The organism is Streptomyces sp. NPDC087845, assembly GCF_044742755.1.
GTDB lineage: Bacteria > Actinomycetota > Actinomycetes > Streptomycetales > Streptomycetaceae > Streptomyces.
This window is the reverse complement of record NZ_JBIUVC010000030.1, coordinates 1-14,349: the sequence shown is the minus strand read 5'-3', so window position 1 is coordinate 14,349 and position 14,349 is coordinate 1. Positions and strand designations below refer to the sequence as shown.

16 protein-coding genes and 1 pseudogene are annotated in these 14,349 nt (G+C 68.1%); 8 read left to right on the top strand and 9 right to left on the bottom strand.

Annotation, left to right across the window (positions count from 1 at the left end):
• Positions 1–12 precede the first annotated feature (12 nt).
• The gene (locus tag ACIOMQ_RS39040; protein ID WP_402192517.1) at positions 13–1,287 is read left to right on the top strand and encodes a hypothetical protein; all 1,275 of its coding nucleotides are present in this window, start codon (positions 13–15) and stop codon (positions 1,285–1,287) included.
• Positions 1,288–1,506: 219 nt separating this feature from the next.
• On the opposite strand, the gene ACIOMQ_RS39035 is transcribed toward ACIOMQ_RS39040, so the two are convergent.
• From ACIOMQ_RS39035 to ACIOMQ_RS39025, 3 genes are all read right to left on the bottom strand, one after another.
• Positions 1,507–2,324, bottom strand: a protein-coding gene (locus ACIOMQ_RS39035; RefSeq protein WP_402192515.1) for an IS5 family transposase whose coding sequence is annotated in 2 segments (ribosomal slippage) — positions 1,507–1,982 and positions 1,982–2,324 — 819 coding nt in all. Because the reading frame shifts where the segments join, the coding sequence is not laid out codon by codon here.
• Entirely contained in the window at positions 2,209–2,718 is a 510-nt protein-coding gene (locus ACIOMQ_RS39030) for a hypothetical protein (protein ID WP_402192513.1), read from the bottom strand. Before ACIOMQ_RS39030 ends, ACIOMQ_RS39035 begins: the two co-directional genes overlap by 116 nt.
• Before the next feature lie 205 nt (positions 2,719–2,923).
• The gene (locus ACIOMQ_RS39025; RefSeq protein WP_402192511.1) at positions 2,924–4,351 is read right to left on the bottom strand and encodes an erythromycin esterase family protein; all 1,428 of its coding nucleotides are present in this window, start codon (positions 4,349–4,351) and stop codon (positions 2,924–2,926) included.
• 216 nt (positions 4,352–4,567) lie between these two features.
• Between ACIOMQ_RS39025 and ACIOMQ_RS39020 the strand changes: the two genes are divergently transcribed.
• Both ACIOMQ_RS39020 and ACIOMQ_RS39015 read left to right on the top strand, forming a co-directional pair.
• Complete coding sequence (locus ACIOMQ_RS39020; protein WP_401988733.1) at positions 4,568–4,714, top strand: SDR family NAD(P)-dependent oxidoreductase; 147 nt, start codon at positions 4,568–4,570, stop codon at positions 4,712–4,714.
• 32 nt (positions 4,715–4,746) lie between these two features.
• Positions 4,747–4,857, top strand: a pseudogene (locus tag ACIOMQ_RS39015) (serine/threonine-protein phosphatase); the annotation flags it as partial.
• Positions 4,858–4,900: 43 nt separating this feature from the next.
• On the opposite strand, the gene ACIOMQ_RS39010 reads toward ACIOMQ_RS39015, so the two are convergent.
• The 3 genes from ACIOMQ_RS39010 to ACIOMQ_RS39000 all read right to left on the bottom strand — a co-directional run bounded on the left by ACIOMQ_RS39010 (position 4,901) and on the right by ACIOMQ_RS39000 (position 7,620).
• Complete coding sequence (locus tag ACIOMQ_RS39010; protein WP_402192509.1) at positions 4,901–5,458, bottom strand: hypothetical protein; 558 nt, start codon at positions 5,456–5,458, stop codon at positions 4,901–4,903.
• Positions 5,459–6,184: 726 nt separating this feature from the next.
• Positions 6,185–7,045 (bottom strand): RNA polymerase sigma factor SigJ, encoded by an 861-nt coding sequence (gene sigJ / locus ACIOMQ_RS39005; RefSeq protein WP_402192507.1) that lies wholly within the window; start codon positions 7,043–7,045, stop codon positions 6,185–6,187.
• On the bottom strand, positions 7,042–7,620 hold the full coding sequence (locus ACIOMQ_RS39000; protein WP_401941688.1) for a carboxymuconolactone decarboxylase family protein: 579 nt from the start codon (positions 7,618–7,620) through the stop codon (positions 7,042–7,044). The genes sigJ and ACIOMQ_RS39000 overlap by 4 nt, the downstream gene beginning before the upstream one ends.
• A 378-nt stretch (positions 7,621–7,998) precedes the next feature.
• On the opposite strand from ACIOMQ_RS39000, the gene ACIOMQ_RS38995 reads away from it, so the two are divergent.
• From ACIOMQ_RS38995 to ACIOMQ_RS38985, 3 genes are read left to right on the top strand one after another with little or no spacing between them, the layout of a single operon-like run.
• Positions 7,999–8,724 carry a FadR/GntR family transcriptional regulator gene (locus ACIOMQ_RS38995; RefSeq protein ID WP_362212527.1) on the top strand — a complete coding sequence of 242 codons (726 nt, stop codon included), beginning with the start codon at positions 7,999–8,001 and terminating at the stop codon, positions 8,722–8,724.
• A 46-nt stretch (positions 8,725–8,770) separates the two neighbouring features.
• Complete coding sequence (locus ACIOMQ_RS38990; RefSeq protein ID WP_362212530.1) at positions 8,771–9,970, top strand: MFS transporter; 1,200 nt, start codon at positions 8,771–8,773, stop codon at positions 9,968–9,970.
• A complete protein-coding gene (locus ACIOMQ_RS38985) occupies positions 9,967–11,082 on the top strand; it encodes a hypothetical protein (RefSeq protein ID WP_389986798.1) in 1,116 nt (371 codons plus the stop codon). The genes ACIOMQ_RS38990 and ACIOMQ_RS38985 overlap by 4 nt, the downstream gene beginning before the upstream one ends.
• A gap of 544 nt (positions 11,083–11,626) precedes the next feature.
• Here the strand turns inward: ACIOMQ_RS38985 and ACIOMQ_RS38980 are convergent.
• Positions 11,627–11,833: a hypothetical protein gene (locus ACIOMQ_RS38980; RefSeq protein ID WP_401760275.1), complete on the bottom strand. Its 207-nt coding sequence runs from the start codon at positions 11,831–11,833 to the stop codon at positions 11,627–11,629.
• 88 nt (positions 11,834–11,921) lie between these two features.
• Entirely contained in the window at positions 11,922–12,185 is a 264-nt protein-coding gene (locus ACIOMQ_RS38975; RefSeq protein ID WP_362212538.1) for a hypothetical protein, read from the bottom strand.
• Between the two features lie 248 nt (positions 12,186–12,433).
• Between ACIOMQ_RS38975 and ACIOMQ_RS38970 the strand changes: the two genes are divergently transcribed.
• Both ACIOMQ_RS38970 and ACIOMQ_RS38965 read left to right on the top strand, forming a co-directional pair.
• Positions 12,434–12,739, top strand: coding sequence for a transposase (locus ACIOMQ_RS38970; protein ID WP_401988802.1), 306 nt, complete (start codon positions 12,434–12,436; stop codon positions 12,737–12,739).
• Entirely contained in the window at positions 12,736–13,320 is a 585-nt protein-coding gene (locus ACIOMQ_RS38965; protein WP_402192505.1) for a hypothetical protein, read from the top strand. Before ACIOMQ_RS38970 ends, ACIOMQ_RS38965 begins: the two co-directional genes overlap by 4 nt.
• A 31-nt stretch (positions 13,321–13,351) precedes the next feature.
• Here ACIOMQ_RS38965 and ACIOMQ_RS38960 read toward each other — a convergent pair whose 3' ends face one another.
• A complete protein-coding gene (locus ACIOMQ_RS38960; RefSeq protein WP_402192502.1) occupies positions 13,352–13,744 on the bottom strand; it encodes a transposase in 393 nt (130 codons plus the stop codon).
• Positions 13,745–14,349 lie beyond the last annotated feature (605 nt).

Below are 14,349 nucleotides of genomic sequence, written 5' to 3'. Positions count from 1 at the left end.
GGAAGCACCACCGTGCGATCACCTTGCAGCGGGGTGCTGCTCCTGCTGGCTGCCGTCCTCGCGCTGCTCCTGGGCAGCGCGGGGACGGCGCAGGCGCACCCCTTCGGAGCCCCTCCCGTCGTGAAGATCGAGGCGGCGGGCGCCGCCGTCGACGCGACCTGGTCCGCGCAGCGGGACGACATCGCCGTCCTGAAGAAGAAGTCCGGCGGTGACGAGGCGGGCTATCTGCGCTCGCACATCGTCGTACGCCAGGACGGCCGCCCCTGCCGTGTGAACCGGGCGGACGGCGTGAAGCTCCACTTCGTCTGCCCGCGGCCGGTGGACCGCATCGAACTGACGGTCACGGCGCTGACGGACGTCGACCCGGCGTACCGGACACTGTCGGTGACGGGCACGGGCTCCGGCGGGCTGCACACGGCACAGGAGCCGACGCGGACGCTGACCCTGAAACCGGCGGCCGCGGGGACCGCCGTGGCCTCACCGGCCGCTTCGGGCTGGCGGGCCTGGACAACCGACCTGACCTCACTGCTCGACCACGGAGCGGCCCTCCCGCTGGCTCTGCTCGCGGCCGCGGCCGTGGGTGCGCTCCACGCCTGCGCTCCGGGGCACGGGAAGTCGCTGGCCGCCGGGTATCTGGTGGGCGCCAAGGGCAGGCCGCGCGACGCGGTGTGGCTGGGCGGGATCGTCGCAGTGATGCACACGTTCTCGGTCGCCGCCCTGGCGGTCGGCTGGTGGCTGGCGGCGAACAGCACGCCGGACATCGCGGCGCTGACGGGGTGGCTCCAGCTGATCGCGGCGCTGGTGGTGGCCGGGGTGGGGGTGAGCCTGCTGCGGCGGCATCTGCGTCACCGAAGCCATCACCATTCCCATCACGGGCCTGATCACGATCACGGCCATGGCCACGGGCAGGACCACGGGCACGATCGCAGCCATCACATCCCGGATGCCCCGTCCCTCCTCACTTGGCGAGGCCTCGTGCTCCTCGGCGCGTCGGGCGGCCTGCTCCCCTCGCCATCCGCCTTCCTCGTCCTGCTCACCGGCCTGCTGACCGACAAGGTCGGCATCGCCCTTGCGATGGTTGTCGCCTTCGGCCTCGGCATGGCGCTGACGCTCACGGGCGTCGGCCTGATCGTGCTGCGTGGCCGGGACGCCCTACTGGACCGCGTCTCCCGCTCCAGGACGCTGCGGACGTGGGCGCCGAGGGTTCCGCTGTTCGCGGCCTCGGCGGTGGTGGCCGGAGGGACGGTGGCGTCGGCGGTTGCCGCAGGCCACCTCCTCGCTCCGTGATCTCGGTAGCTCTGTGAGTTCCGTGACGTCCCCGTACGGCAAAGGCGCCCCCGTCCGGCCTGAAACCGGGCGGGGGCGACCTGCTCCGGCAGGTCGGACGGCGCGAGACCGGTAACCAGGACGGCCTCGGAGCGAGCTTGTTCCGCTTTGACGGACATCCTTGGTGTGTTGGTCAGGCTGCGAGTGCGGTCTCGTATTCGACGGGGCTTGGACGGTGTCCTATGTGGTGAGTCGGAGGAGTTGTTTGTAGCAGCAGAGGGTGGCGGCGAGGCTGAGGAATGCCCGGTAGTTGCGGGGGTGGCGTTTGTAGCGGTGTTTGAGTCGGCGGTAGCCGGTCAGCCACGACATGGTGCGCTCGATGACCCATCTGCGGCGTCCGAGCCGTTCGCTGGATTCGATTCCTTTGCGGGCGATACGGACGCCGATCCGTTTACCGCGGAGCCATCTCCGCAGGTCAGGTAGGTCGTAAGCCTTGTCGGCGTGGAGTTTGCCGGGTTTGTGGTTCCAGCCGTGGTGGGGATCGTGTCTCGATTGGAGACCGCCCACCATGGGCTTCAGACCGTGACTGTCGTGGGTGTTGGCGGCGGAGAGCCCGACGACCAGGGGCAGTCCGGCCGCGTCCGACAGGACGTGCATCCTGGAACCGGGTTTACCCCGGTCCACGGGGCTCGGGCCTGTGTGTTCGCCCCCTTTTTCGCCCGTACATGGGCGGAGTCGAGGACCACGCGTGACAGGTCGAGCAGTCCGCACTCGTCGATACGGTCGAGGACGGCCTCGTGCAGCCGGCCCCAGACACCGGCTCTGGACCAGATGACGAAGCGCCGGTGGGCGGTGGACTTCGAGATCCCGAAGCACGGCGGCAGAGCCCGCCAGGCACACCCGCTCACCAGCACGTAGACGATGGCCGCGAACAGCGTCTCATCAGGCGTGTCCTGCGTTCCACCGCCCTGCGGCCGCACCTTCGACGGCGGGACCAGCGGCTTCGCGATCTCCCACAGCCCGTCCGGAACAATCCAACTCCACGTATCCCGCCCCATGACCAGCCCAACGAGCCAACCCCACATAGGACACGCTCTTGGCCTTGGTGACCTGCTTGACGACCGGGTGGCCCTCGGGCAGACGCAGGGAGCGGCGCTGCTCGTGGACTACCAGGCGCTCGGGCAGGCCGAGCTTCACGGCGGCCGCGGTGGTGAGCACGATCAGCGGGTCGGAGTCCTTGCCGTAGCGGTTGAGCTTCGCGGCGCCGAGGCCGGACTCCTTGAGGGTCCACTCCACCAGCTCCGGCACGGTGGTGGCCGGGCAGTCGAGCACGATGCCGTCGACGCCGTACGCAGAGCCGTCACCGTCCAGCACCGCGAGCGGGCCGTGCGGGAACCGCGGATCGGTCGCGGGCTTCACCGCCTTCTTCGCCGCCGGGCGGCGCGATGTCACCGGACGCTCGGGAGCAGTCTGGAAGGCCGGGGCCTGAACCGGTGCGGCGGTCTCCGTCTCGGTGGCCTGGGGGTGGCAGAACCGGTGAACGTCTCCGGCAGCTTCGGCTGCGGCGCGGCGGCCGGAACCGAAGCGGCGGGGGCGCCGTGTGCAGGGTACTTCGCGGCCCTGCGCCGCGAGCACGCCCGCCACCAGGGCGCCGAGCTCAGTGGTCCAGCAGACCGGCCGCGTTGATCCGGTGCAGATGGATGAGCACATCGTGCGAGGGCAGCAGCGATACGGCGTACACCGCGTGATCCGGGTACGAGGTGCCGATGCTGCGGGTCGGCCGGGCGACCGCCAGCCAGTTGCGGGCCGCCGCCGGCGCGGTGCGCAGGTCCACCATGTAGTCCCGGTAGCGCACCGCGTCCAGGGTGCGCTCGTTGCTGCCCCGCTCGGCGGGACCGACGGTGTACCGGGTCAGCGCGCCGTTCGGCCCGTCGGCGTTGAACGAGCCCTGGTCGAAGGTGAACCCCACGCTCAAATAGGACGAGCCGATCTTGTCGCGGATGAACGCGCCCTGCATCCTCGGGTACTCATTCGGGGAGTAGGTGCCGTAGGCGACATGGGCGTTGTGCGCGGAGAGCAGCACCCGGTCCCCGGTGTGCCGCTGCCACCACACCGTGTTGTCCGCCATCACCTGGTCGCGGTAGCGCATGGCCGCGGCGCCCTGGGTGGGCTTGGTGAAGTCGTAGCTGTACCCGGTGGCGGTCTGGTCGATGGCCCGGACATGCTGCACCGCCCAGGTGTACGCCTCCTGCTCGGCCTTCCCGCCGCCCGGCCGTTGGCCCTGCAACAGTGCCAACGCCTGCCCGGTGCGCTGCGCCATCTCCTTCCGCTCGGCGATCGGCTTGGCCAGATAGGCGTGGACATAGGTGTCCACGTCGGTGGTCGGGCGCAGCCCCTGGTACAGAGCGGTGAACTGGGGCAGTAGTGCGGGGAAGCGCTGCCCGACGTACGAGGTCACCCGGTCGTACAGGTCGGGCCCGGCGTAGCCGAAGTCATTGCCCATGAACTGCACCGGGTCGCCGGGGTGCGCCACGTTCCACGAGCGCATCCACTCGATCAGCCGCAGGTATTCCTGGTTCTGCCAGACCTGGTAGGAGTTGCGGAACTCGTCCCGCATGATCTGCCGCGGGTCACCCTTGCCGTACCGCACATAGTCGTTGAGTCGCTGACCGGTGCTCCAGGGCGCCTCCAGCGCGAAGGTGCGGAAGCCCTTCTCCTGAACCAGATAGCGGAACGCGCGGTGCTTGAAGGAGAAGAACTCGTGTGAACTGTGGGTGGCCTCGCCGACGCCCACGATGGTGGCGTTCCCCACCATCCGCCCGAACGGGCGCAGATCGCGGAAGCCGCCGGTGGGTTCGGCGGACAGCAGCGAATGCGCGGCGCGCTCGATGGCGCGCACCGCGTCCTTCTCCTGCGGATCGCCGGGGGTGGCCGGGCCGCGGAGGTGAGCCGCGGAGGTGGTGGCGGGGGCGTGCGTCGGTGCCGGCCCCATCGCCTGGACCGGGGCGGCGGCCACCACCAGTGCGCTGGTGCACAGGGCCGCGGAGACCAGGAGCCTGTTCTGCTTTCGCGTTAGTCGTGTCATGGCTTCCAGCGTGGCGAGCGGCCCGGTGATGATCCATCCACCCCACCCCCGGATCCGGGGGTGGGGCTGGGTCCACCGCGGGGTGGAGGCAGCCCCACCCCGCTGCTTGCTGTGCGCGTGACGCCCCCCGCGCCTCCGACACCCCGGTACGCCCCCTTCCAGGGAGGATAACCGACCGCTTAGTACGCGCCTCGGTGACGTCGTCCGGCCAAGGGAGTGCCGACAGTGGACACGCTGCGAGGTGCGGGAGTTGTGGTGACCGGGGCGGGCAGCGGGATCGGTGCCGCGCTGGCCCGCCGATTCCCCGCGGAGGGTGCCCGGGTGGTGGTGAACGACCTCCGCGGGACCGGAACAAGACCCTGACCTGCCTGGCCGGCGCCGAACCCGTCGTCAGCATGGGCCGCTACACCGCGTTGCTGCCCGGCGACCACACGGAGTCCTTCGCCACGGCCGTGCTCGCCGAGATTCCCGACGACGGATCGGCCGTCGGGATCGTCAACTGCGGACACCCTCCTCCGTTGCTGTTCCACGCGGGAGCGGTCCGCGAGGTCACCCCACGACCGCACCGGCGCATTCTTCCCGCTGGTGCAGCACGCGAGACAGTGGGACGCGGGCTCCCCGTCCCGACTGCTCAAGCAGTTGTCCTCCAGCTGCCGTCGGAAGGCGACCGCGTCGTACGGCACCGCGTCGCCGGGGCTCGGCGAGGCCGACCTCCAGCAGGTAGGCACCCAGCTTCGCCTCGACGTCCTCCCAGGGGAGCAGCTGCTCGCTCCAGTCGGCGTACTCTTCCGAGCTGGCCACCGCGACGTCACCAGTGCGCAGTTCCTCGGCGAGGGCGGCGAAGACCATCGCCTCGAAGTGCTTGCGGACAAAGGCGCCGGGCCGGTTCTTGTCGCGGACGGTCTTCTGCCAGTTCAGCGTGGCGAAGGAGATATCGACCGTGCGGCCGTTCTCGTGCCGTTCCGGGATGTAGTCGCGGGAGGTCTTGTACCGGCGGGCGTGCCCGAGCGCGTCCAGGACGCGGCTGTCCTCGGAGGTCGCCGTAAGTTCCAGGTGGCTGGTCAGGTCGTACATCGTGGAGCGGTCCTTGAGTAGGTGCCCGTACAACAGCACCTCCCAGTTGGCTTCGTTGTTTTCTAGGAAAGCGTTTGTCGACGGTCTTCGGAGGCGGTTGGCGATCACGAGGCTCCGAAATGTCGAGCAGAAATGACGGCAGTGCGGTGGTGGGGTCTGAGGAACATCCACGTCAGGGGCACGTGCCCCCGGGCGGACGCCGGCGGTCACCCCGTTCGATGCAGTGGCTTGTAGAGGTCGTCAAGGCGGAGTGGCGCGGGCTGGGGCAGGGGTGTGCCGTCCGTCGGCAGGCAGGACTGGAGGAAGTAGGCGAGCAGGCGGCGGGATGTGGCCATGGAGGCCGCCGGGGACTCTCGCACGACGCCGTTGTTGGCCAGGAGCAGGAGGGTAACGTCGCTGGGGTCTTGTCGAGATGTCCGTACACGGTGGAACGGGGCACGTTGAACATGTCGGCGATCTGCTGAACGGTCTTCTCCCGGGCGTCGTAGGGGTGTGACCCAGAGGCGCCAGAATCCCGCCGCGGGATGATCTTGGAGCCTGGGCGGCTCGTTACGACTCGGCGTCCGGCGTGAGGGTGCGGGCCGGACGGGGGTGCGGGACATCGGCAGCGTCCTGGAGGACAACGAAGGCGGCGTGAGCCGCCTCGATCGCCTCGGGATACGCCCGCGCCTTCTCATTGGGCCAGTGACGATCCTCGACTGATGCCGCCGCGGCGCGGGTGTTCCGGGTACGTCATGCCCGGAACACCCGCGCTGCGGTCTACCTGGTGAGGTCGGCCGGTTTGTCGAGTCGCGTCAGCTTCTCTGGGTTGGATGTCGCGTAGATCCGGGTGATGCGCCCGTTCTCGACCACAAGGCTGACCGCGGCCCGCCCGCTGTCGGATTCGATCCGGATCGCCGGGGCGCCGTTGAGCCACACCGCCGTGGTCTCGAAGGCGGCCCGGTCGGTGCCGGCGAGCATCGTCGCCACGAGGTCGGCCCCGTGGACGGGGGCCAGTGCGGCGCCGGCAAGCCTGCCGCCGTCAGCGATGAAGACCACGTCCGGCGCCATGATCTCCATCAGGTCCTGGATGCGCCCGGTGTGCAGCGCGGTGACGAACCGGGCCACCACGGCCTTGTGCTCCGACCGGCTCACGCTGACGCGTGACTGCCGAGCGGCGATGTGGCTTCGGGCCCGCCGGGCGATCTGCCGAACCGCAGCGGGGGTCTTGCCCACGGCCTCGGCGACCTCTTCGTACGGGACGTCGAAGACCTCGCGGAGCACGAACACGGCCCGCTCAGTGGGGCCGAGCGATTCCAGGACGGTCAGCATCGCGATGGAGACGCTTTCCGCGAGTTCGACGTCGTCGGCGACGTCGGGGTGGGTCAGCAGGGGTTCCGGCAGCCACTCGCCCACATAGTCCTCGCGGCGGCGGGAGAGTGTGCGTATGCGGTTGAGTGCCTGCCGGGTGACGGCCCGGACGAGGTACGCCCGCGGGTCGTGGACCTGTGACCGGTCGACGTCGGCCCACCTCAGCCAGGTCTCCTGCAGTACGTCCTCCGCATCGGCCGCGGAGCCGAGCATCTCGTAGGCGACGGTGAACAGCAGGCTGCGGTGGGCGACGCACGGGTCCACGATCACGCCGTGGACCCGACGCGGGATGTCGCCGGGCGGTTGGCCAGCGGGATCTCGCAGGCGTCGGAGAAGCCCTGCGAGGTGACCCCGTTCGCCACGTTGGCCCTGGTCGCCAGGTTGACGTAGGCGATGAACGCGGTGAGCTCCACCATGGCCGGCAGCCCGAGTCGCTCAAGAAGGGCGGCGTACTGCTCGTCGGTGACGGTCGGCGGGGTGCTGGTCATCGCCTCGGCGTACCCCATGACGTCGCGCTCCAGCGCAGTGAACACGTCCGCCTCCCGCCACCGCGGCACCTGGCTCGCCTTGGCCAGGTCCAGGTTCTCGTTCCGTGCCTGGAAATAGCCGACGTCCAGGCACCAACTGCAGCCGACCTGCGACGCGACGGCCATGTGCGCGAACGACTTCAGGCCCGGGTCGACCGCGTCCCACGTTCCCACCCTGGCTCCGAACTCCAGGTTGTCCTGGGTCACTCGGGGGCTGTGCCACAGCACCTCGACGTTCTCGGGCACGACGCCCAGCTGCTTGATCATGTTCTCCTTGAGCTCGGCGGGGAGCTCGGCCTTCGGCAGGCGCAGCGTCATGCTGTCTCTCCTTGCTATGCGCCCCTTGTGGGGCTGTTCGGCATGAAGACACCGCCCGGCCCACGCATGTGACAACCACCGCCGCCCCGGCGTGCCCCGGCCGGGCTGCTGTTCTTGCTCGTACATGGCCTTCTGCACCCAGGCCTGACAACAGGTTCGATTCATCGGGCATGCGTTCATGAACCCCGTTGCGACACCGAACCCCTGCGAGGGGCCGGCGATGCCGCCGCCCCGGCCGCATGGGCACGTTCCCGTGTGCCTGGCTGGGGCACCGAGAGGTGTACGTCGACCACACATCGCGTGATGTGACATAGGTCACCTTGTCACATTGGGGGCGTCATGTGTTTATCTACAGCTGTCCAACATTTGGAGGTTTGTATGGAGGGGTTGAGAGAGCCGCGCCGTGCAGCGACCCTGTCCGCCCAGGCCGCTGATCAACTACGGGAGCAGATCGCCTCCGGCCGCTGGCCGGTCGGTAGTCGCATACCTCCCGAACACGAGTTGGTCGCGATTCTCGGAATCAGTCGCAACACCGTGCGAGAGGCCTTGCGCGCTTTGGTGCATCTGGGCCTGCTGGAAGCCCGTGCCGGAGACGGCACCTACGTCCGGGTCACCAGCGAGTTGGAGGCAGTGCTGGTGCGCAGGGCGGCAACGGCACACCTGTCCGATGTCTTCGAGCTGCGCGCGGTATTGGAGGAGCATGCTGCGGGGCTGGCCGCGCAGCGTCGGACGAGCGCAGACGTGAAGCGATTGCGGGAGCTGCTGCACAAGGCGCAGGAGACCAACTGTGCCGGTGAGATGACCGCGTTGGCTGACGTCGATGGCTCATTCCACCTGGCGGTGGTGGAAGCCGGCGGGAACGGGTTGCTTGCCGAGGTCTACAAGCACTTGGGGAGCGCGCTGGCCTCAGTGGTCGCCGGGCTGACCTGGGGCAGGGATATCGCCGCCGAACACGACCACTGGCACACCACCCTCGTAGAGGCCATTGCGGCGGGAGATGCGGTGACTGCCCGCTCCGCCGCCTCCACGCTCGTGCGGATCAGCCGTCGCGCCGCGCTGGGGCAAGAGGGGGTGCATGAGCGTGACTGTTCCGAAGGGCGCTGACGCTCCCGGGGTCGAATCCGACGGTCACCAGGGCGGAGCGCCTCGCGTGGGGTTGCTCCTGGTTGGGATCTTGCTTGTTGCGGCGAATCTGCGGGCGCCGCTGACAGGCGTCGGCTCGGTGCTGCCGATGATCGAACACGACACCGGCTTGTCCAGCACCGCGGCAGGACTGCTCAACGCTTTGCCACTACTGGCTTTCGCGGCCACGTCACCGCTGGTTGGCAGGAGTGCGCAGCGCCACGGAACCGAGCGTGTCTTGTGGATCGCTTTGCTGGTGCTGACGGTCGGCATTGTGCTGCGCTCGCTGCCAGGCGTGGTGACCTTGTTCGCCGGCACCGTGGTCATGGCAGCAGCGATCGCCTACGGCAACGTGCTGCTGCCGTCGCTGGTCAAGAGCACTGTTCCCGAACGGCGGATCGCCGCAGTCACCGGGCTCTACGTCACTGTCATGGGGTTGATAGCCGCGGTCTCCTCCGGGGTGTCCGTGCCCCTGGCTGACCATCTTCCCGGAGGATGGCATACCGCGTTGGGCTGCTGGGCGGTGCTGGCGCTACTCGGGGTCCTGGCCTGGGCACCGCAACTGGCCCGTCGCCGGCCCGCAACATCCACCGCCCCCGGAGCGGGGCAGGCGCATACTCTGTGGCGTTACCCACTGGCCTGGCAGGTCAGTGCGTTCATGGGACTGCAGTCCCTCGGTTTTTACACCACGATCGCGTGGTTGCCCAGCATCGTGCACGACCACGGCGCCTCCGAAGGCGCCGCCGGCTGGCAGCTGTTCCTGCTCCAGGTGACCGGTCTGGTCTCCAGCAGTACTGTGCCGATACTCGCCCGAAAACTCACTGACCAACGGCTGCTGGCCGTCAGCGGTTCATTGATGTGCGCCACCGGATACCTGGGGCTGCTCCTGGCCCCCGAGATGGCGACCGCGTGGAGTGTGCTGATCGGCCTTGGCGGCGGCGCCTGCCTGGTGCTGGCGCTGACGTTCCAAGGCCAGCGTGCGGCCGACGCATCCCAGGCCGCCGCGCTGTCCGGCATGGCCCAAAGCGTCGGCTACCTCCTAGCCGCCGTTGGGCCTCTGCTGTTCGGCTCAGCCCACGACCTCGCCGGTGGGTGGACTGTCCCGCTCGGCCTTCTTGTCGCGCTGACCCTCGTTCAGGGCCTCTTCGGCCTTGGAGCTGGTCGCGCGGTCCGCCTCCCGCAATCAACGACCGCCCAGCTGGCACCGGAAAGGATTCGATCCGCATGAACGGAACGACCTGCTTCAGTTACTTGGACACTCCCATGGCAGCACCGCTGTCCATCACCGAACTCATGCCCGGCGCCTACAACGTCATGGAGTACACCGCCGTTGCCGCCGGCGAACAGGTGCTGATCCTGACGGAGAACTCGGTGGACCCTGTGGTGGTGCAGGCACTGGCGGCAGCAGCCGCCTATCGCAACGCCGAGGTACACGTTCTGGCCGTTCCCCCGTTCAGCGCGGGTGGCTGGGACTCCGAGCGGCCATCACCAATGCTGTCGGCCATCCACGCCGAGGCTGATGTGGTGCTGTCCTGCACATGGTGGGGTGAGGTGCACAGCGACCGCTTGTTCTTCGACGAGGTTGCCAAGCGCAAGGCCCGGTTCCTCTCACTGCACCAGACCGCGACCGCATCGGCTCTGGCCACCGGCGCCCGCTTCCCGCTGGAGCTGTATTTCGCCTTGGAAGCTAAGGCGACCGCACAACTCGCCGCAGCCAGCGAGATCCGGGTAACCACCGCTGCAGGCACCGATGTGACCTTCCGTGACTTCGCCACCAGTGGCCATCACGCTCCTCTCATCGCTGGAATGTGGCGGCCCTTCCCTTACGGTGGCGTCAACTTCTACCCCAACCGCACCGACGGGCTGCTGGTCATCGAGGAGTCCACGGTCACCGGCACACCGGCCGAGCCCACCACGATCGAACTCACCAACAACGTGGTAACAGCGATCGAGGGCGCGACTGCCGCCACCGAGCTACGTCACTATTCACCAAGGGGCTACTACCTGCGGCACGCCCTGATCGGACTCAACCCGAAAGTGCGCTCAAGCGGTGGCACCCAGTTCGAACGGGAGAAGCACGCCGGTGCGTTCTACCTTGGCCTGGACGCCCTGACCGAGGAGGGGGAGCCTGACCGTAGCGGGCCAGGACACGCCCACTGCGACTGCCAGTTCGACAAGCCGACCATCACCATCGACGGCACACCTTTTATTGAAGACGGCCGCCTCCGCCTTCTCGAAGATCCCGAAATCCGCGAACTGGCCGCATGGTTCGGTCCCGCCGATGTGCTCCTCGACTCCAATCCCCGAATGGTGCTACCTGCCAGATACACGCGGTATTAATTAACCCCCTGCGGTAGCCCCAAGACCTTGTGCATGGCTGCCGAGGCTGAACTCTTGTCCGCATCGACGTCCAAGGAAACCCAACTCGTCCTGGACGCCCTGGACATGGGCCTTGGGGAACGCGACCGCGAGGGCCACCCCTCGCGGTCGCGTTGCTGGCCGGCCTGACGCCCCTTCGACCAAACAAGCAAGAGCATGCAGCTCGGGTGACCGCTGCCCGGCACGAAACCCACACCGCCGAATTGCGATTCTCGTGCTCTGCCCGTGGGCCCGTGCGTAGCGCCCAGCACAGAACACGCCGTGCCTTGTGCAGGGCTTGCGAGGCATTGGGGCCCGGAGTCTGTCAGGCGCGCCAGGAGAACAGCGCCCTACACGCACCTGTGGTCGGTGATCCTGCACCAGGGCACCGTCTGGCCGACGACCGCTGCCGTGGCCTCAGCAGGGACGGGTCACGGCCAGGTGGTGCTCTGCCGCACGGCACACGCATCCCCCCTGTACGCCCTCTCAGGGCTTCGTCCTGTTCAACAACTTCGCGATGTCGGCATCACACCGCCGCCCAGGCAAGACGGAGGTCGGCCAGCGCCTGGAGCTTGTCGGCGGCGAGCTTGGCACGCCTGCTCTTGCTGTTACTCAAGAACACCCCGAGCTTCACCGTGGAACGGAAGGCGGCCGGCCTCGATACCACGGTGGCCTGCGCCGTCGTCTCCTGGTCATGCCTGATGGCTGCGGGGGCCACCCCCTTCTGGGGCACGGTTTCGTAGGTGTCGGCACGTGCCGTAGGTCCCAGGCCACTTCGGCAGCCTGGGGCCACAGGCGGTGTGAATGCCTGGCGCCGGAGTTCAGGCGTGGGGGTGTTGGGTGAGCCATTGCTGAAGTTCGCGGTGGCGGAACTGGTAGCCGGGCCCGTTGTAGCGAAGGAGACCGGCGGTGACGGCCCAGTCGAGGAAGACGCCGAGGCGGAAGGGCAGCTTGCCGCGTGAGCACAGCAGGAATACCCCGTACCTCCGCGCCGCACCCACAAACCCGCCCGCGAGCATGACCACAAGTCCAACAATGATCCTGCCCGTGAGCCCACCCATGCGGTCGTCCGTGAGCCCATCCATGTGTCCGGCCATGAGTCCGGCCGGGAGCCCGTAGACCACGTCGTCTCGGATAATTGCCCGAGGGTTAGCCACGGTGGTTGGTTCCCCCTTGAGTCCGTACACGAACGCCCTTGCCCGCTGGATCTGGTCCCGACGGAGTAGCCGGGCGAGCGCCTGGCGCATTCCGAGCCTAGAGAGAGACAGGGAGCTCAAGGCGACGGAGGGGGCCCTGACCCCGGGTTTTGGACACCGGAGAGACTTGGATCTTGATGGTCCAGGAGAACGGAGTCCCTGTGGGGATGAAGCACTACCCCGCCGAGTTCAAGGCGGATGCGGTCGCGCTGTATCGGTCGCGTCCGGGGGCGACGATCAAGTCGGTTGCCACCGACCTCGGAGTGAACACCCAGACGCTGCGGAACTGGATCCGGGCCGCTGACGGACGCCGGTCCGGCGCTCACTCCACGCCCGCGGCGGCGCCGCAGCCTGGTGGTGACGCGGTTCAGGTCCGATCCGCCGGACTCTGCAGAGAAATGCCGCGACGGATTCTTGCGGGTCCTGTCAGTGTGAGGGCGTGACAAAGATCGAGATGGCAGACGTGTTCGCGACCGGACGCCGCGGTGGAGGTGGGAGTCTCTATGCGTACCGGGTGCGTGGGCGCGCACGCAGCGCCGTAGTTCTGTGGATCGGTGGGCGGGGCGACGAACCCGACCAGGTGTTTGCGGTGCCAGAAGCCGGCCGCTGGCAACTGCCGGTGTTTGTGACTGTTCGGCAGGCGCGGGTGTACGTGCGCCGACGAGGCCGGGAGCTCGCCACTTCTGAGGCCAACACGCTGGAGCTCTCCCGTGTCCAGCACTGGCTGGAGGATCCGGTGCATCGAAAAATTCCGCCAGGCGCGGTGCTGGAGGCTTGGAACTTTTTCGAGGATCTGGCCCGAGGCCTCGACGCGGTCCACCAGCTGCCCCAGCAGGGAAGAGTACAGAACAGCGCATACGAGAAGCTGTTCGAAGGCGAGTGCGCCACCTGGACTCCCCATGAACAACGCGCGGTACTGGAGTTGATCAGGGCCGGGGTGGAGCTATGGAACTCTTGCCCAGTGTTCGTTAATCCCTGCTCGGGGATCGTCTTGGACGGTGGACTGGCCCCCCGGGCCTTGTGATCCGTGCCCTGGTCGGCTCGCTGCGGTCCTCTCATGCTGCCTTCGTCGGGTAGTCGGTCCAGGTGCGGATCGGTGAGTCGGGGGCGAAGTTCGTCTTCGGTTCGGCATGGGAGTTGTGCCAGCGGACGTAGGCGGCGATGGCGGCGTTCTGTTCGCCGTGGTTGCGACGGTCGGTGCCGTTGAGGGCGAAGTAGCGCAGGGCGGCGAACTCGGACTCGATCCAGTTCAGCCACGATCCATAGGTCGGCAGGAAGATCAGCTCGACGTCGTTCGCTGCCGCCCAGGCCCGCACGTTGGGGTGCTTGTGCGGGGAGAAGTTGTCCAGGACGACGTACAGCTTCTCGCCGGGCCAGCGGGCACACAGGGCATTGAGCAGCGCCAGGAACTCGCGCCACCGTTTGCGGGGCCGTACGCGGTAGTACATCTTGCCGGTGGCCAGGTAGACCCGCCGGTACCGCGGCAGGACTGACGCAGGGACGAGCTGCTCGTGCAGCGCCGGCGCACGAACTGAGACAGCGGAGCCTGACGGAACGTCCAGCGGCCGGCGGCGAAGTCGAACCCGGCGAGGCCGTCGTCCACCACCCAGGGCTGCTTTCGTTCTTCCGGAGCACGGACCCGAATCGCCGGCACCGCGCTGATCCATGTGGCGGCCGTTCGGGCGGGGACACCCAGTACACCCGGACGCCGCGGTCCCGAGCTGGATGTTCCGGGAAGGGATATCCTCCGGCTGGGGGCCAGACGAGAATCCCGGCCCGATTACGGCGGGCCGGGATTCTGTGTTGTGCGCCTGGCCGGAGGGCCGCGGCCTGATTACGGCGGGCCGGAGTTCTCCAGCATGCGTCTCAGGCGGTTGCTGGTTTAGTAATCGCCGCCCTCGCCGCCCTCGCCCTTCTCGTCGTGGTGGCGCTTGATGACGCGGAAGCTGGCGACGACTCCGTTCTTGACCTTCACGCCGTCATTCATCTTCTCGTGGTGCCTGTTCTTGTGGTGCTCGCCCTTCTCGAAGTCCTCGTCCTCGTCCTTGCCCGG